Here is a 22068-nt window from a genome sequence, read left to right as displayed (position 1 = left end):
TTCTCGGGGACGCTTCCGGCTAATTTATGGTAAGCCGCAACCGCCTTAACTGTGTGGCCAGCAAGGGCCTGGAAGAGATGGCGAACGCTCGTGTGGAACGCTGCCGAGCCCTCTGGATCGCGGCTTGCGCGGGCCTGGGCTGAATGTGCGGCGTAGCATACAAGGGCCGAGGGAGGATGCCCAGCAAAAAATGGCACAGGGTGTTTCAACCAGGGCGGTGCTGGCGGAAATGCGACCAATGGAATACCCAGCCGAGGATTTGCAGGTGTTGCGCCTGGCGCTGGGCAGGGGTGAAGCGTTCCACGGTGTAATTGCGCCGGTCGTGACTGTGCAGGCATAGGGTGCCGTTGTGGCCCAGGCTCAGGCTGTTCACCCTGAGGGTGCCGTTATGCAGCAGGGCGTAGGTTTCTCCGTCTATGACCTGGGTCTGGCTGAGGTCGATGGCCAGGATCGCGTCGCGGGGGATCCAAGGTGCCATGTTGTTGCTGGGCATGGCCAGGCAGGCCGCATTGTTCACTATCACGTCCAGGGTTTGTAATGCTTGAGCCGGAAGCTGCAGGTAATGGTTGTCGACGGAGACGAGCCGGCCATCACGCACTTCTTGATACGGCACCTGCACAAACTGCGTCGCTGGTGTCAGCAGCGAGGTTGGCGAATCTTCCCACGCGGGCTGCACGGCGATGCTGCGGCGAATCGAACTGGGGTGCTTGGGGCCTTCGCCGCTGCGCAGCCAGCGGCGCTGGACGCAGAACAGGTCGGCCAGCTCATCGAGGCGGGCCAGGGGGATGCCGCGTTTGAACCAATTGTTGACGTGCTGAGGTGTCACTCGGCGCTGGGCGGCGAAGTCGGATGGGGTCAGGCCACATTCGTGAAGCAGGGCCTTTAAGCGGTCACCGGATCTGTTCATTCGGCCGAGTCTAGCGGCGGTGTGCCAGCAGGGAAATGAACCGGATGTTGACTCGACCTGTGCGAAAAGGGATTCGTTGTAGGGCACTGGATTAGGACTGCGTAGGATTTTTTACTTCCAGCCGAGCGCCCATAAAAAACCCCGCCGAGGCGGGGCTTTCTGCAACCGGTATCAGCCCTTGTAGGCAGCGACCGATTTGGTGATCGCGGCGCGGGCGGCGTCGGCGCCGTCCCAGCCTTCGATCTTGACCCACTTGCCCTTCTCGAGATCTTTGTAGTTCGCGAAGAAGTGCTCGATCTGCTGGATCAGCAGAGCTGGTAGGTCGGTGTATTCCTTCACGTCGACGTACAGCTGCGACAGCTTGTCGTGTGGAACAGCGATGACCTTGGCGTCGCCGCCACCGTCGTCGGTCATGTTCAGGATGCCGACCGGGCGAGCGCGGATGACCGAACCTGGAGCAACCGGGTACGGGGTAACGACCAGCACGTCCAGCGGATCACCGTCGTCGGCCAGGGTGTTCGGGATGTAGCCGTAGTTGGCCGGGTAGAACATCGGGGTGGCCATGAAGCGGTCGACGAACAGGGCGTCGCTGTCCTTGTCGATTTCGTACTTGATCGGCGCGTGGTTGGCCGGGATCTCGATGGCGACGTAGATGTCGTTCGGCAGGTCTTTGCCAGCCGGAATCTTGCTGTAGCTCATTGGGCAGTGCCCCCGTGTCTGATCAGAAAAAAGTGGCGGCGATTATAGGCACATTCCGCCCCTGCATGCCACGCCCCACCTGATGCGCGGGCGCGTCAGGCGTGGCTTTGGCGATAGTCCGGGTGTTCGGCCTGCAAGCGGGTCAGGCGCGCCAGCGGGTCCTGGCGGTAGAACAGCGCGAGCTGCTGGTACACCTGTGGATAAGCTTGTTTCAGCAGGTCGGGGGCGCTGAAAAAGTATTCGCTGCTGACGGCAAAGAATTCTGCTGGGTTCTCAGCCGCGTAAGGGTCGATGGCAGTCTCGGCGTCGGGGTCTGCGTCCAGCTGGCGGTTGAGGTCGTCATAGGCCTGCTGCATGGCCGTGGCCCAGGCTTGCACCTGCATGCCCGCGTGCAGCGGCGGCAGACCGTTGGCATCGCCATTGAGCATGTCGAGCTTGTGTGCCAGTTCGTGGATCACCAGGTTATAGGCCTCCCAACCGCCACTGCTCAGCACCCCGGCCCAGGCCATGATCACCGGGCCTTGCTGCCAGGCCTCGCCGCTGTGCTCGGCATCCCACACATGTTCCACGCCGCTGGCGTCGCGGTGGCGCTGGGGGCTTTTGAAGTCGTCGGGGTAGAGGATGATCTCGTGGAAGCCCTGGTACCAGTTCAGCTCGCCCAGGTGCAGCAGTGGCAGCTGGGCCTGGGCGGCGAGGAACAGGCGCTGTTCATCGCCCAATTCGACCCCGGGCAGGGTGGTCAGGTGCTTGTCGAGCAGGAACAGGATGCAGGCATCGCGCAGCCAGCGGTCTTCGTCGTCGCTGATGCCGTCGAGCATCGGCAGGCGTTCGCGCACCGCCTGCCATTGCTGCGGATCCACCGGGTAGCGCGCCAGGGTGCGCTTGCGCCGCCAGGCGCTGAAGGACCACATGGACGTTGTCAGTGTGCCTTGGCCGTGCGGCTCAGGCGGCCGCGCAGCAGGCCGAGGACCATCGGCACCAGCGACAGGAAGATGATGGCGACCACCATCAGCGACAGGTGCTGCTTGATGAAGGGCACATTGCCAAAGAAGTAGCCGAGGGTGACCAGGCCGCCGACCCACAGGATCGAACCGGCGACGCTGAAGCCCAGGAAACGCGGGTAATGCATGTGAGCGATACCGGCGACGAACGGCGCGAAGGTGCGCAGGATCGGCAGGAAGCGCGCCAGGGTGACGGTCTTGCCGCCATGGCGCTCATAGAATTCGTGGGTGCGCTGCAGGTAATCGCGGCGGAAGATTTTCGAGTTGGGGTTGTTGAACAGCCGTTCACCCGCCGTTCGTCCGATCACGTAGTTGGTGCTGTCGCCCATGATCGCCGCGGCCATCAGCAGGCCTGCCAGCAATACCGGATCCATGCCGCCGCCGGCGGCCACGGCACCTGCGATAAATAGCAGCGAATCGCCCGGCAGGAAGGGCATCACCACAAGGCCGGTCTCGCAAAAAATCACGGTGAACAGGATGGCGTAGATCCAGGGGCCGTAGTTGGTGACCAGCAGGTCGAGGTAGGCATCGAGATGCAGGATGAGGTCCAGCGGGTTGAATTCCATGTACAGCACCTGTGTTCTTGACCCGCAGCTACGGGCACGCGGACCTGCGGGAGGGTAATTTTTCACACATGTCAGGAGAGGGCATTATACGGCTATGTAGGAATGATGCCCGGAGAGATTGTAGCGGGGGGTTACTGGGGGCAGTGCTGGCCTCTTCGCGGCTAAAGCCGCTCCCACAGTGGGAGCGGCCTTAGCCGCGAAGAGGCCGGTGCAGGCTAGTCCTGGATGATCGGCAGAATGTAGTTTTCGAACTCGGTATCCTTGCGAAACCCGATGGATTCATAGGTCTTGCGCGCCACCTCGTTGTCGGCGCTGGTCGACACCCGCATGCGCACCGCCTGGGTGTCCTTGGCCATCTTCTTGGCCTCACGCATCAAGTGGTCGGCCACCAGCATGCGCCGCGAATCTTCGGCCACGAAAATATCGTTGAGAATCCACACCCGCTTCAGCGACAACGACGAGAAGCTCGGGTACAGCTGGCAGAAGCCCAGCAGCTTGTCATTGTCGTCATCCGGCAGTGCCAGATAAATGACCGACTCGCCGCGTTTCAGGCGCGTTTCCAGAAATTTGCGCGAGCTGTCCGGATACGGCAGCTGCCCATAGAACTCACGGTAGCGGACGAACAGCGGGGTAATCAGGTCGAGGTGTTCCAGGGTTGCCTTGATGATGCGCATGTGCGGCCCTCAGAGTCCATTTGGGGAGACGGCGGAATGCCAGCAGCTTCGAAACTTATGCTGCCCAATGCCGGCCAGAAGCGCAATCCGCCTTCCGTGACATGTTGTTTACCCTTTGCCGAGCAGGAAGTTACCTTTCTGATTGGGGGTGTTTTCACTGTCGAGGGTATGGACCTCTGCTTCATCCTTCAGGTTCACGCCGGACAACTGCCGACGGCAGGCCTCGCGCATCAGGTATAGCAGGCGGTGCGCAGCCATGCCGTAACTGAGACCTTCCAGGCGAACGTTGGAGATGCAGTTGCGGTAGGCGTCGGTCAGGCCGACCTTCGGCGCATAGGTGAAGTACAGGCCCAGGCTGTCGGGTGAGCTCAGGCCTGGCCGCTCGCCGATCAGCATCACGGTCATGCGCGCGCCGAGCAATTGGCCCACTTCGTCGGCCACCGCCACGCGGCCTTGCTCCACCAATATCACTGGAGCGCTGCTCCAGCCATCAGCGGCGGCCTGCTCTTCGAAGCGGGCCAGAAACGGCAGGGTATGGCGGTGCACGGCCAGCGCCGAGAGGCCGTCGGCGACCACGATGGCCAGGTCGAACCCGCCTGGGTTGGCCTGGGCATGCTGGCGTAGCTGTTCGGCCGAATCGTCATTCAGGCGCCGCCCCAAATCAGGACGTTGCAAGTACTGATGGCGATCGCTGGCGGCACTGTGCAGCACCAGGCTGTCGCGGCCACGGCCTTTGAGCTGTTCGGTCAGGGTCTGGTGGTCGAAAGCCAGGTGCACGGCGTCACGCGCCTGGGCGTGGGCGAATTGGAAATCCAGCTGCGCCCCGGTCGGAAGGCTGGTGCCGCAGCGGCCCAGGGCGATACGCGCCGGGGTCAGGTCGCGCAGGGCCTGCCAGGGATTGTCGGGGATGGGAGTACGGTCTGCCATGGTCATCCTTATGCAAGCTGCGCCAAGGCCTGGCGGAACGCCGGCGGCAGGTTGTCGCCAAAGCGCACGCGGCCATCGGCCTGGGTGAAGATGCCGGTGCGCTGCAGCCAGGCCTCGAACTCCGGCCCCGGCTTGAGGCCCAGGGTCTGGCGCGCGTACAGCGCGTCATGGAACGAGGTGGTCTGGTAGTTGAGCATGATGTCGTCGGAGCCGGGTATGCCCATGATGAAGTTAATCCCGGCCACGCCCAGCAGGGTCAGCAGGGTGTCCATGTCGTCCTGGTCGGCTTCGGCGTGGTTGGTGTAGCAGATGTCGCAGCCCATCGGCACGCCGAGCAGCTTGCCGCAGAAGTGGTCTTCAAGGCCGGCGCGGATGATCTGCTTGCCGTTGTACAGGTACTCCGGGCCGATGAACCCGACCACGGTGTTGACCAGAAACGGCTTGAAATGGCGGGCCACGGCGTAGGCGCGGGTTTCGCAGGTCTGCTGGTCGACGCCGTGGTGGGCGTTGGCCGACAGGGCGCTGCCCTGGCCGGTTTCGAAATACATCAGGTTCTGCCCGAGGGTGCCGCGCTTGAGCGACAGGCCAGCCTCGTAACCTTCCTGCAGCACGTTGAGGTTGATGCCAAAGCCGGCGTTGGCCGCTTCGGTGCCGGCGATCGACTGGAACACCAGGTCCAGTGGCACGCCACGGTTGATCGCTTCGATCGAGGTGGTGACGTGGGTCAGCACGCAGGCCTGGGTGGGGATGTCGTAGCGCTGGATGATGGCGTCGAGCATTTCCAGCAGGGCGCAGATCGAGGCAATGCTGTCGGTGGCCGGGTTGATGCCGATCATGGCGTCGCCGTTGCCGTACAACAGGCCGTCGAGGATGCTGGCGGCGATCCCGGCCGGCTCGTCGGTGGGGTGGTTGGGCTGCAGGCGGGTTGACAGGCGCCCGCGCAGGCCCATGGTGCCGCGAAATTGGGTGACCACGCGGATCTTCTGCGCCACCAGCACCAGGTCCTGCACACGCATGATCTTCGATACGGCGGCGGCCATTTCCGGGGTCAGGCCAGGTGCCAGGGCGCGCAGGCTGTGCTCGTCGGCTTCGTCGCCGAGCAGCCAGTCACGCAGGCCGCCCACGGTCAGGTGGCTGACCGGGGCGAAGGCCTGGGCGTCATGAGTGTCGATGATCAGGCGGGTAACTTCGTCCTGCTCGTAAGGGATCAGCGCTTCAGTCAGAAAATGGCTTAGCGGGATATTGGCCAGGGCCATCTGTGCTGCCACCCGTTCACCGTCGTTGGCCGCGGCGACGCCCGCCAGGTAGTCGCCGGAACGTGCCGGGCTGGCCTTGGCCATGACGTCCTTGAGGCTGTCGAAGCGGTAGACCAGGTGGCCTACCGTGTGTACGAAACTTGCCATACAGAATCTCCAGAGCGCCGCAGCCGGTGGCTGCGGCGGGTGTCGGCGATCAGTGCAAGGCCTCTTCGGCCTTCTGGATCGCGGCGAATTCCTCTTCCGGTGTGCCCGCGACCAGGTGGTGGCGGCTGTAGAACGCAAAGTAGGCGATCAATACGGCATAGATCACGGCGGCGCCAATTACCACCCGCGGGTCGACCAGGAAGCCTGCGACCACGGCAATGCAAGCCAGCACCAGCGCCACGCCTGAAGTGATGATGCCGCCGGGGGTGCGGTAGGGGCGTTCCATTTTTGGCCGACGGATGCGCAAGGTGATGTGCGCGGCCATCATCAGCACATAGGACAGCGTGGCGCCGAACACCGCGACCAGGATCAACAGGTCGCCCTGGCCGGTCAACGACAAGGCGAAACCGATGATGCCGGGGATGATCAGGGCCAGCACCGGGGCCTTGCTCTTGTTGGTTTCGGAGAGTTTGCGCGGCAGGTAACCCGCGCGGGACAGCGCGAAGATCTGCCGTGAATAGGCATAGATGATCGAGAAGAAGCTGGCGATCAGGCCAGCCAACCCGACCAGGTTGACGAAGCTGCCCATCCAGGTAGAGCCGCCGTATGCCTTGGAAAGTGCCTCGACCAGTGGGTTGCCGGAGGCTTTCAGCGCTTCTGAGCCTGCACCACCTGGGCCAACCACCAGAATCAACAACGCGAAGGCCAGCAGCACCAGCATCGCACCGATCAAGCCGCGCGGCAGGTCGCGTTTCGGGTTCTTGGTCTCTTCAGCGGCCAGCGGCACGCCTTCGACGGCCAGGAAGAACCAGATCGCGTAGGGGATGGCCGCCCACACGCCGACGTAGCCGAAGGGCAGGAAGCTGCTGGCGCCGACCGCATCGGTTTGGGCGATGTCGAACAGGTTCGCTGCATCAAAATGGGGCACCATGCCCACCAGGAAGACAGCCAGGGCGATGGCGGCCACGGCGGTGATGATGAACATCAGTTTCAGGGCTTCACCGACGCCAAAAATGTGGATGCCGATGAAGACGATGTAGAACGCCAGGTAGATCATCCAGCCGCCGATGCCGAACAGTGACTGGCAATAGGCGCCGATGAACACGGCGATGGCCGCCGGGGCGATGGCGTACTCGATGAGGATCGCCGTGCCGGTGAGAAACCCGCCCCAAGGCCCGAAGGCGCTGCGGGCGAAGCCGTAGCCACCGCCTGCGGTGGGGATCATCGAGGACAGCTCGGCCAGCGAGAAGCACATGCACAGGTACATGGTGGCCATCAGCAAGGTGGCGAGGAACATGCCGCCCCAGCCGCCCTGGGCCAGGCCGAAGTTCCAGCCGGCGTAGTCGCCGGAAATCACGTAGGCCACGCCTAGGCCCACCAGCAGCACCCAGCCGGCGGCGCCTTTTTTCAGTTCACGTTGCTGGAAATAGTCCGAGCCGACCTTTTCGAAGTCGACGGATGCACCTGCCGGCGTGCCGGCGGATTGATCGCTTGGCATAGATTCACCTGTTGTTTTTCTTGGTGGCCGGAGGGGTTCCGGGCCGATGGTGATAAGTACTGCAGAAAGCGAGCCAGAGCGGTTCGTGCACGCGAACCGCTCTGCTGATGGGCTTAGAAGAAGCCCAGCGGGTTGATGTCATAGCTCACCAGCAGGTTCTTGGTCTGCTGGTAGTGGTCGAGCATCATCTTGTGGGTTTCACGCCCCACGCCGGACTTCTTGTAGCCACCGAACGCGGCATGCGCCGGGTACAGGTGGTAGCAGTTGGTCCACACGCGGCCGGCCTTGATGCCACGGCCCATGCGGTAGGCGCGGTTGATGTCGCGGGTCCACACGCCGGCGCCGAGGCCGAACTCGGTGTCGTTGGCGATGGCCAGGGCTTCGGCTTCGTCCTTGAAGGTGGTGACGCTGACCACCGGGCCGAAGATTTCTTCCTGGAACACGCGCATCTTGTTGTTGCCCTTGAGCAGGGTCGGCTGGATGTAGTAACCGGTGGCCAGCGAGCCTTCGAGCTTCTCGACCTTGCCGCCGGTGAGCAGTTCGGCACCTTCGTCCTGGGCAATCTGCAAGTAGGAGAGGATCTTCTCGAACTGCTGCTGCGAGGCCTGGGCGCCGACCATGGTGTCGGTGTCGAGCGGGTCGCCGCGCTTGATCTGCAGGACCTTCTTCATCACCACTTCCATGAACTGCGGGTAGATCGACTCCTGCACCAGCGCCCGCGATGGGCAGGTGCACACTTCGCCCTGGTTGAAGAACGCCAGCACCATGCCTTCGGCGGCCTTCTCAATGAAGCTCGGCTCGGCCTGCATGATGTCTTCGAAGTACACGTTCGGCGATTTGCCGCCCAGTTCGACGGTGGATGGGATGATGTTCTCGGCGGCGCATTTCATGATGTGCGAGCCGACCGGGGTGGAGCCGGTGAAGGCGATCTTGGCGATGCGCTTGCTGGTGGCCAGCGCTTCACCGGCCTCGCGGCCATAGCCTTGCACTACGTTGAGCACGCCAGGTGGCAGCAGGTCGCCGATCAGCTCGACCAGCACGGTGATGCCCAGTGGCGTTTGTTCGGCCGGCTTGAGTACCACGCAGTTGCCGGCGGCCAGGGCCGGGGCGAGCTTCCAGGCGGCCATCAGGATCGGGAAGTTCCACGGGATGATCTGCCCGACCACGCCCAACGGCTCATGGATGTGATAGGCCACGGTGCCTTCGTTGATTTCTGCGGCGCCGCCTTCCTGGGCGCGGATGCAACCGGCGAAATAGCGGAAGTGGTCGACTGCCAGCGGGATGTCGGCGTTGAGGGTTTCACGGATTGGCTTGCCGTTGTCCCAGGTTTCGGTGATGGCCAGGACTTCGAGGTTCTGCTCGATACGGTCGGCGATCTTCAGCAGCACGTTGGAGCGGTCCTGCACGGAGGTGCGGCCCCAGGCGTCGGCGGCAGCGTGGGCGGCGTCGAGTGCCTTGTCGATGTCTTCGGCAGTGGAGCGGGGAAATTCTGCGATCAGCTTGCCATTCACCGGGGAGGTGTTTTCGAAATACTGCCCCTTGACCGGAGCTACGAACTCACCACCGATGAAGTTGCCGTAGCGGCTCTTGAAGGAAACCTTCGCGCCTTCGGTACCGGGATGTGCATAACGCATGGTGTGTCTCCTGGTTAATTGTGTTTGTTGAGGAGTTGAAAAGCGTAGAGCAAAGGTCGGGCCAGCGTCGGGGCGCCTAGTTGAATCAATGGCTTAGCTCATTTCTGTAAAAAAAGCTGAAGGCTTATGTACCGGTGCTGGCACGTTTGGGGTGACACTTTGTGCCGTTTGCGACACGCGCCAGGGTGGTGCGTTGCAAAGCCTGTGCGGGTGGAGGATGCTGATGGCAGGCTTCATCTGCGGAGAACAACAACCCATGCAGAGCAACCACCTCAGCCGTCATGCCCAGCAGGTGCATACCGTGGCCCATGGCGAGGGCGGCAGCGACCCGTCCATCGCCCGCTCCTGGCTACGCTGCCTGGAGGACTACCACCTCGACCCTTCGATGCAGGCCGCACCCGTGGTGCTTGAGCATGGCCGGTTGCTGGAAAGCCGCGAGCGCCTGCGCCAGGTGCTGCAGATCGCTGACACTGAAATGAATAGCCTCCATCAACAGCTCAGCGGCGCTGGCCACGCGGTGCTGCTGACCGACGCCCGCGGGGTGATCCTCAACTGTGTGACCGCGCCCAGCGAGCGGCGCATCTTCGAGCGCGCCGGGCTATGGTTGGGCGCCGACTGGAGCGAGGCCAGCGAGGGCACCAATGGCATCGGCACCTGCCTGGTCGAGCGCCAGGCCCTGACCATCCATCAGAACGAACATTTTCGCGGTCGCCATACCGGGCTGACCTGCTCGGCCAGCCCGGTGTTCGACCCGCATGGCGAGTTGCTGGGCGTGCTCGATGTGTCTTCGGCGCGGCCGGATGTTTCGCGCCAGAGCCAGTTCCACACAATGGCCCTGGTCAACCTCTCGGCCAAGATGATCGAGAGTTGTTATTTCCTGCGCCATTTCGAGCAGCAGTGGCTGCTGCGCTTCCATCTTCAGGCCGAATCGGTGGGGCTGTTCAGCGAAGGACTGCTGGCGTTCGATGGCGAGGGTCGCATCTGTGCGGCCAACCAGAGCGCTCTCAACCTGCTGGGTACTGTGCGTGGCGGCGTGCTGGGCAAGCCGCTGGAGCGGTTCTTCGCCTGCAACCATGACGAACTGTTCAGCCGCGCCATGCCCAACGGCAGCCCCGCCTGGCCGCTGTACACCCGCGATGGTCGTCAGGTGTTCGCCAGCCTGCGGGGTCAGGCGAAAGCGCCTGTGTGGTCGGTGCCGGTCAGTCTGCCTCAGGCCCGGCATGAAGAAGCGCCGGGCATCTGCCTGCTGGACCCGGCGCTGCAGAATGACTTCCGTCGTGCCGTGCGGGTGTTCGAACGGGATGTGCCGCTGCTGTTGAGTGGCGAAACCGGTTGCGGTAAAGAGGCCTTCGCCCAGGCCGTGCACCAGGCCAGTCAGCGTCGCGGCAAGCCGTTCGTGGCGGTCAACTGTGCCTCGATCCCGGAAAGCCTGATCGAGAGCGAGCTGTTTGGTTATCGCGGCGGCAGCTTTACCGGCGCGCGCAAGGAAGGCATGCGTGGCAAGCTGCTGCAGGCCGATGGTGGCACGCTGCTGCTGGATGAGATTGGCGATATGCCGCTGGCGCTGCAGACTCGCCTGTTGCGGGTGCTGGAAGAACGTCAGGTGGTGCCGATCGGGGGTGAGCCACAGGCGGTGGATGTGCGCATCGTCAGTGCGACTCACCGGGACTTGCTGGAACGAGTGGAGCAGGGGAGCTTCCGAGAAGATCTGTATTACCGGCTCAATGGCCTGGAAGTCGCCTTGCCGGCGATACGTGAGCGCAGTGACAAGGCTCAGTTGCTGGACTTTCTGCTGCGCCAGGAGGCGCAGGGCCAGGTGATCGAGCTCGAATCGAGGGCGCGCCAGGCGCTGCTGGATTTTGCCTGGCCGGGTAATGTGCGGCAGATGCGCAATGTGCTGCGCACGCTGGTGGCGCTGTGTGAGAATTGTCTCGTCACATTTGCGGATCTGCCGGCAATTATCAGCGGCCATGGGGCCTGCTCCCACAAAAGCATTCCTGGATGCCTGGAAGAGGCTGAGCGTCAGGCCCTGCTGTCCACCCTGGAGGCAAACCGCTGGCACCTGACCCGTGTCGCCGAGCACTTGGGCATCAGCCGCAATACCTTGTATCGAAAACTGCGCAAACACGGCATCGCCAGGGGCGCCTGAGCGAAACAGCGGGTGCGATTTTTTGCGCCCTGGGCTAACCTGCCTCGATGTTTTGCGAGGTCGACCATGCATATTCACATTCTCGGTATTTGCGGCACTTTCATGGGTTCGCTGGCCGTGCTGGCCAAAGAGCTCGGCCATCGCGTCACCGGCTCGGATGCCAACGTTTATCCGCCCATGAGCACCCAGCTCGAAGCCCAGGGCATCGAGCTGACCCAGGGCTATGACCCCGCCCAGCTGGAGCCGTCGCCGGATCTGGTGGTGATCGGCAATGCCATGTCGCGGGGCAACCCGGCGGTGGAATACGTCCTGAACAAGGGCTTGCCTTATGTGTCCGGTCCGCAGTGGCTGGCTGATCACGTGCTGCAGGGCCGTTGGGTACTGGCCGTGGCCGGTACTCACGGCAAGACCACCACCAGCAGCATGCTCGCCTGGGTCTTGGAACATGCGGGCATGAGCCCGGGCTTCCTGATCGGGGGCGTGCCGCAGAATTTCTCGGTGTCGGCACGTCTGGGCGACACGCCGTTCTTCGTGGTTGAGGCTGACGAATACGACAGCGCCTTCTTCGACAAACGTTCTAAGTTCGTGCACTACCACCCGCGCACCGCGATTCTCAACAACCTTGAGTTCGATCACGCGGACATCTTTCCCGACCTGGCATCCATCGAGCGGCAGTTCCATCATCTGGTGCGGACGATTCCGAGCGAAGGCCTGGTCATTCACCCGACCACCGAGCAAGCGTTGGAGCGCGTGATCGGCATGGGTTGCTGGACCCCGGTGCAAACCACAGGTGTTGGCGGCCAGTGGCAGGCGCGCCTGCTCAGCGCAGACGGCTCGCGCTTCGAAGTGCTGTTTGAGGGTGAGGCGCAAGGTGTCGTGGATTGGGCTCTGACCGGTCAACACAACGTCGCCAACGCCCTGGCCACGTTGGCCGCTGCCCGCCACGTCGGCGTGGTGCCCGCCATGGCGATCGAAGGCCTGAGCGCCTTCAAGAGCGTCAAGCGGCGGATGGAGAAGGTCGCCGAAGTACAGGGCGTGACCATCTATGACGATTTTGCCCACCACCCGACCGCTATCGCCACCACCCTGGACGGCCTGCGCAAGCGCGTGGGCGAGGCGCCGGTGATTGCCATCATCGAGCCGCGTTCCAACTCCATGAAACTGGGCGCGCACCGGGATGGCTTGCCGGAGAGCGTCAATGATGCTGACCAGGTGATCTGGTATGCGCCGGCCAACCTGGGCTGGGACCTTGCAGCCACTGCGGCGCAGTGCAAGGTGCCGAGCGTGGTCGCAGACAGCCTCGAAGCGATCATCGACCGGGTCAAGGGCCAGGCGCGTCCGGGCACCCACGTGGTGATCATGAGCAACGGCGGCTTCGGCGGCCTGCACGGCAAGTTGGCCGAGGCTCTGAAGTGAGCGGGCCGGAACGCATCACCCTGGCCATGACCGGCGCCTCTGGCGCGCAGTATGGCCTGCGCCTGCTCGATTGCCTGGTGCGCGAAGACCGCGAGGTGCACTTTCTCATCTCCAAGGCCGCGCAGCTGGTGATGTCGACCGAAACCGACGTGGTGTTGCCGGCCAAGCCCCAGGCAATGCAGGCGTTTCTGACCGAATACACCGGGGCTGCCGATGGGCAGATTCGCGTGTACGGCAAGGAAGACTGGATGTCGCCGGTGGCTTCTGGCTCCGGCGCCCCGGCGGCCATGGTGGTTGTGCCCTGTTCCACGGGCACGCTGTCGGCCATCGCCATCGGTGCCTGCAACAACCTGATCGAGCGTGCGGCCGATGTGACCCTCAAGGAGCGTCGCCAGCTGATCCTGGTGCCGCGCGAGGCGCCGTTCTCGACCATTCACCTGGAGAACATGCTCAAGCTGTCACAGATGGGCGCGGTGATCCTGCCGGCGGCGCCAGGTTTCTATCATCAGCCGCAGACCATCGACGACCTGGTCGATTTCGTCGTGGCGCGCATTCTCAATCTGCTGAGCATTCCGCAGGACATGCTGCCGCGTTGGGGTGAGCATCATCTTGGGGCCGATGATTGAAGCGTATTTTGCTCGGTGTGCTGGCGATGCTGGCGCTTACCGGCTGTGCCACGGTGCGCACGCTGGATGCCAACAAGCCAGGCGCGCCGGTGGTGTATGCCGGGACCCGGCTGGATTTGTATGTGATCAATGGCGGGTGCTGCCCGAAGGACCGTTTTGGTGCTGAGGCGCCGGCTTATCCGAGGTTGGATCTGCCAGGGAGCATGCTGCTGGATACCTTGTTCTTGCCGCTGTCGTTGCTGACAGCGGCAGGGGTTGGTTTTCAGGCTACGGGTGGCCTTTGAATGCCGTCATTTCTTGCCTAATTTTCGCAATTCATCCGACTCGACCACCCGAATCCCGTCCTCTTCCTCCAGCGCCAGCCGCCACAGCGCTCGGGCCAAGGTGCAAGCCTCGATCCCGCGGTACTTGCCCGGAATCAGCCGGGACAGCGGCGAAATCAGCTGTTCCCCCAGGCGCGGCGGAATGCGATCGCCCAACAGCACCGACGGCCTTACGATGGTCAGCTGCGGCCAGTCCTGCGCCTTCAGCGCTTCCTCCATCTCACCCTTGACCCGGTTGTAGAAAATCGTCGACTTGGGATCGGCGCCAATGGCACTGACCACCAACAGATGGCGCGCCCCCATTTCCCGTGCGCGTTTGCTGAACGCCACAACCATGTCCAGGTCGACGGCGCGAAACGCCTGTTCAGACCCGGCCTGCTTGAGGGTGGTACCGAGGCAGCAGTAGGCGATATCGACCCGCCCGGCCAGCTGCGGCAGAAACACCGCAGGGTCGCCGACCGGGTTTTCCAGGTGCGGGTGTTCAGCCAGCGGCCGACGTGTCGGCGCCAGCACGCGGCTGATGGTGGGCTCGTTGAGCAGGCGGTCCAGCAGGTGTTCACCCGTCAGGCCAGTGGCTCCGGCAAGCAGGACATGCTGAGGCGTCAAGTACATGATGTCTCTCCTGTGTTACACACAGCTTAGTGGCTGGCGGGCTTTTTTTCCTGCTCCCCAGCGGTCGCCTGTGCGGCATTACGTAAGGCTTCCTCGGCCTGCTGCTGGCGCAATTGCTGCCAGTGTGCCAGTACTGCGGGCGGCGCCCAGATTTGTGGCTCGGAGGCTTCGAAACCTTCTCTTCCTTCCCGTTCGGCAACGCTGGCGCGTGCCAGTTCAAACGCCTGTTTCAGGTCGTCGGTCTGGTTCAGCGCCTGGGCGAACAGGGAATCGCCGAAGTAGGTGAAGTCGGCCTCTTCCGAGCAGCCGAATGACACCCGATCGGCGCGTGCGGCGGTCATGATCACGGTGCGCTCATCTTTCAACGGGGCTATGTAGCCACCGGAATAGCAGGCGGAGATGACAATCACCTTGTCGCGGTTCTTCAGTGGCGCCAGGGCGCTGGCGAGCTCGTCGGCGGACAGGTCGGCCAGCTGCAGGCGCGGCTGGTCGAACACCAGTTGGTGGTCCTGGCTGCCGTGGCTGGTCAGGTAGATGAACACCAGGTCTTCCGGGCCGCTGCGTTCGGCGAGGGTGCGGGCGGCGCGGGTGAGGCTTTCGCGGGTGGCCATGGGCCGGGTGGCCATCTGGTCGCGGTGGTTGACCAGGGTCACCTGGCCGCGCGCGCCGAAGCGTACTTTGAGCAGGTTGCTGACATAGTCGGCTTCACGCAGGAACACGCTCTGCTGGCCGTCACCGGCGACCACCAGGCTGTACAGTTGGATCGGCGGCGCGGAGTGGGGCACGCGCGCCAGGGCCTCGTCCAGCAGCTTGCCCTGGTTGAGCAGGGCCAGGTCCAGTGGGTCTGGGAGCAATCTGCCCTTGTGGTCGCGCACGCGCACACCGTTGACCCAATAACCGCTTTCGACCTTGCCGCTGGCCAGGGTCAGCTTGCCCTGGCCCTGGTAGGCGTCGTTTGCAAAACCACCGACATACTTGCTGCCGTCGGGCAGTTGCAGACTGCCCTGGCCGGCCAGGCGCCAGTCGACGAAGCTGCCCTTGAAATGGCTGCCGTCGCTGCCCAGCAGCTCGCCTTCGCCGACCAGCGAGCCGTCCTTGAATTCGCCAATCCAGACATCGCCGTCGGCGTTCTCGTAGCGGCCACGGCCCTCCAGGCGATTGTCTTTGAACTCGCCGATGTACTGCTCGCCATCGACGCTGTCATAGGTGCCGCTGCCTTGCAGCAGGCCATCGACGAAGCGGCCGCTGAACTGGTTGCCGCTGGCATCGCTGCGTACGCCGGCACCGTTGGGCTTGCCCTTGGCGAACAGGCCCTGGTAGCGGCTGCCATCGGCCAGTTCGAGCTCGCCCGCGCCATGGTACTGGTCGTCCTTGAACTGGCCGCGGTAGGTCTGGTCCACCTGTTTGAGCGTGCCTTCACCGTCGCGGCGGCCGTGGCTGAAAGTGCCGGCGTAGTGGCTGCCGGGGGTGCTCAGCTCGCCCAGGCCCTGAAACAGGCCGGCGGCGAACTGGCCGCGATAGACTTCGCCATTGCTGCCGTGCCATTCGCCCTGGCCGTGCCATTGGCCGTCCTTGAAGCCGCCGGCATACCAGCTGCCGTTGGGGTAGTCGATGCGCCCCTCGCCCTGCAGCAGGCCATCGACTACCTGGCCCCGGTAGCGGCCGCCGTCGGGCAGGCGCGCGTCCGGAGGGGACAGCGCTTCGCCATCGCCACAGGCGGCGAGCATCAGGGTCAGGGCGAGGGGCAGCAGAGCACGCATGGCGCAATCCAGGCAAAAGGTCTGCCGAGTATGCCGCAGAATGGGGCGGATGAGACAGCCATGGCAGGGGGGCCGCGTGGCGGCCCCGAACAGGTTCAGACGAAACAGAGTGAAAGCGGCTCGGCGATGTAGGCCGGTTTCTCTTCGCCTTCGATTTCCAGAGTTACGGTGGCTTTGAGCAACCATTGCCCGGGCTTCTTCTCGGTCACCTCGCCCAGGTCCACCTTCAGCCGCACCTTGCTGTCGACTTTCACCGGTTGAATGAAGCGCACGCTGTCCAGGCCGTAGTTGACCACCATCTTCAGGCCTTGCGGCAGAACCAGGATGTCCTCCATCAGCTTGGGGATCAGCGACAGGGTCAGGAAACCGTGGGCGATGGTGCTGCCAAAGGGGGTTTTCGCCGCCTTTTCCGGGTCGACATGAATGAACTGGAAATCGCCGGTGGCTTCGGCGAACAGGTTGATGCGTTGCTGATCGATCTTCAGCCAGTCGGAACGTCCCAGTTCCTTTCCAACGTACTGCGCAAGCTCGGTAACCGGTACATAGGGCATCGCGACTCTCCAAGGTTGTCATTTGGTACGAAGGTGCAAGATCAGCACGACGCATCGCAGGAGTCAAGTTGCCAGCATTCGGGCGAATAACCGCTTATAGGCTGAGGCGTGCTTATAATGGCCGGCATGCCCGAAGGAGATCCTTATGCTGTTGCGTGGTTTGACCTGGCTGGTGCTGTTTCAGCTGCTGGGTACGGCGATCAATCATTTGTTCGTGCCGATTCTGCCGGGGCCGATCATCGGCCTTTTGCTGTTGCTGTTCTTCCTCATGGCCCGTGGTGAAGTCGGCAAGCCGCTGAACGAGGCGTCCAGCAGCCTGCTGCGTTACCTGCCATTGCTGCTGGTACCACCGGCGGTGGGGGTGATGGTGTATGCCAAGGATATCGCCGCTGACTTCTGGGCCATCGCCGGCGCATTGCTGATTTCCTGCCTGCTCACCCTGGTGTTCGTCGGCGTGCTGATGCAGAGGCTCATGCAGCGCCAGGGCAAGCGTGAGGAGCAGCCATGATGTTCGATTGGCAAGGCGCACTGGATGCCGTCGTTCACCACCCGCTGTTCGGCATCGGTATCACCCTGGGTGCTTACCAGGTGGTGCTGGCCGCCTACGAGAAGACCCGCTGGATTTTCCTGCAACCGGTGCTGGTCTCGATGTTGCTGGTGATCGGCGTACTGCTGCTGTGCGGCATCGACTACCGCGAGTACCGCAAGAGCACCGAGATCATGAACATTCTCCTGGGCCCGGCCACGGTAGCCCTGGCCGTGCCGCTCTACCTCAACCTGCGGCGTATCCGTCAGCTGTTCTGGCCGACATTTACTACGCTGGTATTCGGGGGCCTGTTCGCCACGCTCTGTTGCCTGCTGCTGGGCTGGTGGTTCGGAGCTGAGCATATGATCCTGATGACCATGGCGCCCAAGTCGGTGACCTCGCCCATCGCCATGCTGGTAGCCGAGCAGATTGGTGGTGTAGCGGCGTTGGCGGCGGTGTTCGTGCTGATTACCGGGGTGATCGGGGCGATTTTCGGCCCGGCGCTGTTGAGCCGGTTTGGCGTGCACAGCCCCGAGGCGCGTGGCATGTCATTGGGTGTGACGGCGCATGCGGTGGGCACATCGGTGGCCCTGCAGGAAAGTGACGAATGCGGCGCCTTTGCCGCGCTGGCGATGAGCCTGATGGGGGTGGCCACGGCGGTGTTCCTGCCGTTGGCGGTCAGCCTGGTGGCTTGAGGAATTGTGATGACGCTACCGTTGTTTCCGCTCAATACCGTGCTGTTTCCCGGTTGCCTGCTGGATTTGCAGATCTTCGAGGCGCGCTACCTGGACATGATCGGCCGCTGCATGAAGCAGGGCGCCGGCTTTGGCGTGGTGTGCATCGTCGAAGGCGAGCAGGTGGGCAAGGCGCCTCCGGTGGTCGCCTCGATCGGCTGCGAGGCGCTGATCCGCGATTTCGTCCAGCAGGACAACGGTCTGCTGGGGATCCGCGTGGAAGGCGTGCGGCGCTTTGAGCTGAGCCAGACCGAAGTGCAGAAGGACCAGTTGTTGCTGGGCGAGGTGCACTGGCTGGCGGAGCACGCGGACAGCCCGCTAACTGAGCAGGATGACGACCTGCTGGCGCTGTTGGTGGCCTTGGGGGAGCACCCGATGGTCGAGGCGCTGGACATGCCGCGCGACGTCGATGGGCGTCAGGCGCTGGCCAATCAGCTGGCTTATCTGCTGCCGTTCATGGAAGAGGACAAGCTGGATCTGCTGGCAATCGACTCGCCTTCGGAGCGGTTGGCAGAGATCCAGAAGCTGCTTGAGCGGATTCAGGGCGAGCTGTTTGCCTGATTGATGTTCAGGGTCAGTACTGATAACGCAACAAAGCCTGCGGCAACGCATGCATGGCAAAAAACGCCAACAACGCGACACACGCCGGCAATACCAACCACCACACCCGCTGCGGCAATGCATTGAGCGGCTGGCGATGCTGTACCAGGGTCAAGCTGAGCGCACACACGCAGCAGGCCAGCAAGGCGCCCGCGAGAATATCAGTCGGCCAGTGCGCCCCCAGGTAAACCCGCGACAAGGCAATCGACAACGCCGGAATGCAGCCCAACAGAATCCAGGTCAGGCGCATGCGCGGTGGCATGCCGCGCCCCGCCAGCACCGCCATCACCAGAAAGAACGCAAACGACGCCGAGCTGTGTCCGCTGGGCATGCTGTAACTGGTCAGCGGGTCAGTCAGCACTTCTGGCCTTGCGCGCGCAAACAGCCACTTCAGCGAACCATTGGCGATCGCCGTGCCTATAAGCGCGCCCCCTGCAAACAGTGCATGCCGCCATTGGCGCGCAAGCAGCAGCAGGCCGGTGAGCAAACCGCCCAGGAAGAACTGAGTGCGGAAGTCGCCCAGGCGCGTCACCACTACAACGATGCCGTCGATGGCCTGGCTGCGATGCTCCTGCACCAGGGTCATCACGCCCTGATCGAACTCGTGCAGATAGGGCCATCCCAGAAACACCCCGGCTAAAGCCAGGAAACTCAAGCCGGCGATCAAGCGCGTACCGTGGCGCTGGTCACGGATGCTGCTGTTCAGGCTCAAGCCGATCAGCACCGCCAGGGTACCGGCGATGATGCCAGCGTCCAGCCAGAACCCTTCCGGCAGCGGCAGGCGCATGGCTGCACCGGTGGCCCAGCCCGGCAGCAGGTAAGCGACCGACCAGCCGGCACCGGCCACCAGGCTGACAGCGATGAAGCGCGGCAGCGGCATGTCGAACATGCCCGCGACCATCGGCAGCATCGGCCGCAACGGGCCGATGAAACGGCCCACCAGCAAGCTGGCGATGCCATAACGCTGGAAGTAGGTCTCGGCGCTGCCGATCCATTCCGGGTGGTGGCGCAACAGCGGCAACCGGCGAATGTTCTGGTGGAAGTACTTGCCTATCGTGTACGACAGGGCATCGCCGAGCAGGCCGCCGAGGAAGCCCAGCAGCAAGGTTTCGCCCAGCGTGAAGGCGCCGCTGCCAGCCAGCACCGCCACCGCGAACAGCAACACGGTACCCGGCACGATGATGCCGGCGATGGCCAGGCACTCGATGCAGGCCACCAGGAAAATTGCCACGCCAAGCCACTGCGGGTTGGCGCTGAGCCAGCCGGTCAGGCTGTCGAGCCATTGGCCCATGTTTCAGCTTCCTTGTTCGATGATTGAAAAGTCTTGCCCTTCGACTTGCCCCCGACGCAGCGGGTTCCGGGTGCAGAAACGGGCGTATTCGGCGTCGACGAAGCGGTAGGGCAGGTGCTCGTCGCGGCCATGTGGGATGCCCAGGCGAGCGGCCTGGATGACCCGTGGCACGGCGATGCCGCAATCCTCGACATACAGGCGGTCGGGGTCGAAGCGCTGTGCGTCCCACTGCGGCACCTTAAGGCCCAAGGCCCGGCAGAGCAGAGTCTGGCCGGCACACAGGCGTTCGGCAGGGCGCAGGTTGCCGCTGGCGTCGGGGTTGTTCAGTTGCATCTGCGCCAGGCTGTTGGCATCGGAAAGCGCATCCACCCAGGGGTAGGCGGATTTTATCAGCACCGCATTACCTGCCCCGTGGGCGCTGAAGTTCAGCGAGTCGCCACCGCGGGCGTAGTACATGTAGATGTGCCCGCCATCGAGAAACAGCGCCTTGCGTTTCTCCGTGTAGCCGAGCGACGCATGGCTACCCTTGTCGGTCAGGTAGTAGGCCTCGGTCTCGATGATGCGTGCGGCCAGCCACAGGTCGCCATGACGATGGCGGATGACTTTGCCCAGCAACGCCTTGGCCAGCGTCTGGGCATCACGGTCGAAGAAACTGTCGGGCAGGGCGCGGGCCGGGCAAGGGGCGGTGTCTGGCATGCTGAAGGTTCGTCGTGGTCGAGGCGCGGATGATAGCAATGAATGGCTTAATCGAGGCTGAACCAAGCTATTTCGATAAGCGCGGTTACATCTTTCCTACAGATCCAGTCGACCAATTTCAACCATCCGCCAGCCACCGCTGGGCGTATACCTGCGCGACAGTTATAATCAGCCGATTTCCCCTTTGCCAAGACACCGAACCCATGACTGAGTCCGTTCTTGACTACATGACCCGTTTGGGTCGTGCCGCTCGCCAGGCTGCCCGGGTGATCGCCCGTGCCAGCACCGCGCAGAAGAACCGCGCCTTGCAGGCTGCCGCCAATGCCCTGGACGCTGCGCGCGCCGAGCTTACCGCAGCCAACGAACTGGACCTGGCCGCCGGCCGCGCCAATGGCCTGGAGCCAGCATTGCTCGACCGCCTGGCGCTGACCCCGGCGCGCATCGATGGCATGATCACCGGCCTGCGCCAGGTAGCCAGCCTGCCGGACCCTGTCGGCGCCATCCGCGACATGAGCTATCGTCCGTCGGGCATTCAGGTCGGCAAGATGCGCGTGCCGCTGGGGGTGATCGGGATCATCTACGAGTCGCGCCCGAACGTGACCATCGATGCCGCCAGCCTGTGCCTGAAATCGGGCAACGCCACGATTCTGCGCGGCGGTTCCGAGGCCATTCACTCCAACCGCGCGATTGCCGCCTGCATCCAGCGTGGCCTGGCTGAAGCCGGCCTGCCGGCAGCCGTGGTGCAAGTGGTCGAGACCACCGACCGTGAAGCGGTCGGCGCGTTGATCAGCATGCCCGAGTTCGTCGATGTCATCGTCCCGCGTGGTGGCCGTGGCCTGATCGAACGCATCAGCCGTGATGCCCGCGTGCCGGTGATCAAGCACCTGGACGGCATCTGTCACGTCTATGTCGCTGAACATGCCGACCTGGACAAGGCCTGGCGCGTTGCCTTCAACGCCAAGACCTACCGTTACGGCATCTGCGGTGCCATGGAAACCCTGCTGGTCGACCAGCGCGTGGCCGAAGGCTTCCTGCCGGAAATGGCCCGCCGCTTCCAGGAGAAGGGCGTCGAGCTGCGCGGTTGCGAACGCACCCTTGCGCTGATCGATGCCAAGCCGGCCAGCGAAGACGACTGGCACACCGAGTACCTCGACGCCATCCTGTCGATTCGTGTGGTCGACGGCCTGGACCAGGCCATCGAGCACATCAACCACTACGGCTCGCACCATACCGATTCGATCATCACCGAACACCAGGGCCAGGCTCGCCAGTTCATGGCTGAAGTCGACTCGGCGTCGGTAATGCTCAACACCCCGACCTGTTTCGCCGACGGTTTCGAATATGGCCTGGGTGCGGAAATCGGTATTTCCACCGACAAACTGCATGCCCGTGGCCCGGTTGGCCTGGAAGGCCTGACCTGCGAAAAATACGTGGTGATCGGCGACGGCCAACTGCGCGGCCAGGAGTCCTGCTGA

At 63.4% G+C, this 22068-nt stretch carries 22 protein-coding genes; 8 read left to right on the top strand and 14 right to left on the bottom strand.

Translation table 11 applies throughout. The features are described from left to right. Positions 1–205: 205 nt before the first annotated feature. From ACIQUF_RS22635 to ACIQUF_RS22595, 9 genes are all read right to left on the bottom strand, one after another. On the bottom strand, positions 206–907 hold the full coding sequence (locus ACIQUF_RS22635; protein WP_403135660.1) for a helix-turn-helix transcriptional regulator: 702 nt from the start codon (positions 905–907) through the stop codon (positions 206–208). A gap of 171 nt (positions 908–1078) precedes the next feature. Then, the gene (ppa, locus tag ACIQUF_RS22630; RefSeq protein WP_110737970.1) at positions 1079–1606 is read right to left on the bottom strand and encodes an inorganic diphosphatase; all 528 of its coding nucleotides are present in this window, start codon (positions 1604–1606) and stop codon (positions 1079–1081) included. Between the two features lie 95 nt (positions 1607–1701). Beyond that, positions 1702–2517, bottom strand: coding sequence for a zinc-dependent peptidase (locus tag ACIQUF_RS22625; RefSeq protein WP_403135656.1), 816 nt, complete (start codon positions 2515–2517; stop codon positions 1702–1704). An 8-nt stretch (positions 2518–2525) separates the two neighbouring features. Continuing rightward, positions 2526–3173 (bottom strand): DedA family protein, encoded by a 648-nt coding sequence (locus ACIQUF_RS22620; protein WP_403135654.1) that lies wholly within the window; start codon positions 3171–3173, stop codon positions 2526–2528. 215 nt (positions 3174–3388) lie between these two features. Beyond that, complete coding sequence (locus ACIQUF_RS22615) at positions 3389–3847, bottom strand: GNAT family N-acetyltransferase (protein ID WP_403135652.1); 459 nt, start codon at positions 3845–3847, stop codon at positions 3389–3391. Between the two features lie 108 nt (positions 3848–3955). After that, positions 3956–4774, bottom strand: a complete 819-nt coding sequence (eutC, locus tag ACIQUF_RS22610; RefSeq protein WP_403135650.1) for an ethanolamine ammonia-lyase subunit EutC — start codon at positions 4772–4774, stop codon at positions 3956–3958. Between the two features lie 8 nt (positions 4775–4782). Further along, positions 4783–6177: an ethanolamine ammonia-lyase subunit EutB gene (locus tag ACIQUF_RS22605; RefSeq protein WP_403135648.1), complete on the bottom strand. Its 1395-nt coding sequence runs from the start codon at positions 6175–6177 to the stop codon at positions 4783–4785. 49 nt (positions 6178–6226) lie between these two features. Further along, positions 6227–7675 carry an ethanolamine permease gene (eat, locus tag ACIQUF_RS22600; protein ID WP_403135645.1) on the bottom strand — a complete coding sequence of 483 codons (1449 nt, stop codon included), beginning with the start codon at positions 7673–7675 and terminating at the stop codon, positions 6227–6229. 113 nt (positions 7676–7788) lie between these two features. Next, positions 7789–9309 (bottom strand): aldehyde dehydrogenase family protein, encoded by a 1521-nt coding sequence (locus tag ACIQUF_RS22595; protein WP_403135643.1) that lies wholly within the window; start codon positions 9307–9309, stop codon positions 7789–7791. 256 nt (positions 9310–9565) lie between these two features. On the opposite strand from ACIQUF_RS22595, the gene ACIQUF_RS22590 reads away from it, so the two are divergent. The 4 genes from ACIQUF_RS22590 to ACIQUF_RS22575 all read left to right on the top strand — a co-directional run bounded on the left by ACIQUF_RS22590 (position 9566) and on the right by ACIQUF_RS22575 (position 13784). After that, on the top strand, positions 9566–11458 hold the full coding sequence (locus ACIQUF_RS22590; RefSeq protein ID WP_403135795.1) for a sigma-54-dependent Fis family transcriptional regulator: 1893 nt from the start codon (positions 9566–9568) through the stop codon (positions 11456–11458). 66 nt (positions 11459–11524) lie between these two features. After that, positions 11525–12874, top strand: a complete 1350-nt coding sequence (gene mpl / locus ACIQUF_RS22585; protein WP_403135640.1) for a UDP-N-acetylmuramate:L-alanyl-gamma-D-glutamyl-meso-diaminopimelate ligase — start codon at positions 11525–11527, stop codon at positions 12872–12874. Next, on the top strand, positions 12871–13500 hold the full coding sequence (gene ubiX, locus ACIQUF_RS22580; protein WP_403135637.1) for a flavin prenyltransferase UbiX: 630 nt from the start codon (positions 12871–12873) through the stop codon (positions 13498–13500). The genes mpl and ubiX overlap by 4 nt, the downstream gene beginning before the upstream one ends. Next, entirely contained in the window at positions 13497–13784 is a 288-nt protein-coding gene (locus ACIQUF_RS22575; RefSeq protein WP_403135635.1) for a YceK/YidQ family lipoprotein, read from the top strand. Before ubiX ends, ACIQUF_RS22575 begins: the two co-directional genes overlap by 4 nt. A 6-nt stretch (positions 13785–13790) precedes the next feature. Here ACIQUF_RS22575 and ACIQUF_RS22570 read toward each other — a convergent pair whose 3' ends face one another. The 3 genes from ACIQUF_RS22570 to ACIQUF_RS22560 form a co-directional block, all read right to left on the bottom strand. After that, on the bottom strand, positions 13791–14435 hold the full coding sequence (locus ACIQUF_RS22570; protein ID WP_403135633.1) for an oxidoreductase: 645 nt from the start codon (positions 14433–14435) through the stop codon (positions 13791–13793). A 26-nt stretch (positions 14436–14461) separates the two neighbouring features. Then, positions 14462–16195, bottom strand: coding sequence for a C13 family peptidase (locus tag ACIQUF_RS22565; RefSeq protein WP_403135631.1), 1734 nt, complete (start codon positions 16193–16195; stop codon positions 14462–14464). A 95-nt stretch (positions 16196–16290) separates the two neighbouring features. Continuing rightward, a complete protein-coding gene (locus tag ACIQUF_RS22560) occupies positions 16291–16746 on the bottom strand; it encodes a MaoC family dehydratase (RefSeq protein ID WP_400798715.1) in 456 nt (151 codons plus the stop codon). A 145-nt stretch (positions 16747–16891) separates the two neighbouring features. On the opposite strand from ACIQUF_RS22560, the gene ACIQUF_RS22555 reads away from it, so the two are divergent. Genes ACIQUF_RS22555 through ACIQUF_RS22545 form a run of 3 tightly spaced genes read left to right on the top strand, consistent with a single transcriptional unit; the run spans position 16892 to position 18567 of the window. Further along, positions 16892–17254: a CidA/LrgA family protein gene (locus ACIQUF_RS22555; RefSeq protein ID WP_403135629.1), complete on the top strand. Its 363-nt coding sequence runs from the start codon at positions 16892–16894 to the stop codon at positions 17252–17254. After that, positions 17251–17967 carry an LrgB family protein gene (locus ACIQUF_RS22550; RefSeq protein ID WP_403135627.1) on the top strand — a complete coding sequence of 239 codons (717 nt, stop codon included), beginning with the start codon at positions 17251–17253 and terminating at the stop codon, positions 17965–17967. Before ACIQUF_RS22555 ends, ACIQUF_RS22550 begins: the two co-directional genes overlap by 4 nt. A gap of 9 nt (positions 17968–17976) precedes the next feature. Further along, the gene (locus tag ACIQUF_RS22545) at positions 17977–18567 is read left to right on the top strand and encodes an LON peptidase substrate-binding domain-containing protein (protein ID WP_403135624.1); all 591 of its coding nucleotides are present in this window, start codon (positions 17977–17979) and stop codon (positions 18565–18567) included. Positions 18568–18580: 13 nt separating this feature from the next. Here ACIQUF_RS22545 and ACIQUF_RS22540 read toward each other — a convergent pair whose 3' ends face one another. Both ACIQUF_RS22540 and ACIQUF_RS22535 read right to left on the bottom strand, forming a co-directional pair. Then, a complete protein-coding gene (locus ACIQUF_RS22540; protein ID WP_403135621.1) occupies positions 18581–19897 on the bottom strand; it encodes a bifunctional DedA family/phosphatase PAP2 family protein in 1317 nt (438 codons plus the stop codon). A gap of 3 nt (positions 19898–19900) precedes the next feature. Next, a complete protein-coding gene (locus tag ACIQUF_RS22535; protein ID WP_403135619.1) occupies positions 19901–20593 on the bottom strand; it encodes a DNA-3-methyladenine glycosylase in 693 nt (230 codons plus the stop codon). A gap of 203 nt (positions 20594–20796) precedes the next feature. Here ACIQUF_RS22535 and ACIQUF_RS22530 point away from each other — a divergent pair, with 203 nt between their 5' ends. Beyond that, positions 20797–22068, top strand: coding sequence for a glutamate-5-semialdehyde dehydrogenase (locus ACIQUF_RS22530; RefSeq protein WP_403135617.1), 1272 nt, complete (start codon positions 20797–20799; stop codon positions 22066–22068).

Origin of the sequence: Pseudomonas sp. NPDC090233 (assembly GCF_044772285.1) — a bacterium.
Taxonomy (GTDB): Bacteria; Pseudomonadota; Gammaproteobacteria; order Pseudomonadales; family Pseudomonadaceae; genus Aquipseudomonas.
Note: the sequence above shows the minus strand (reverse complement) of the source record. Positions and strands in the feature narration are given on the sequence as shown.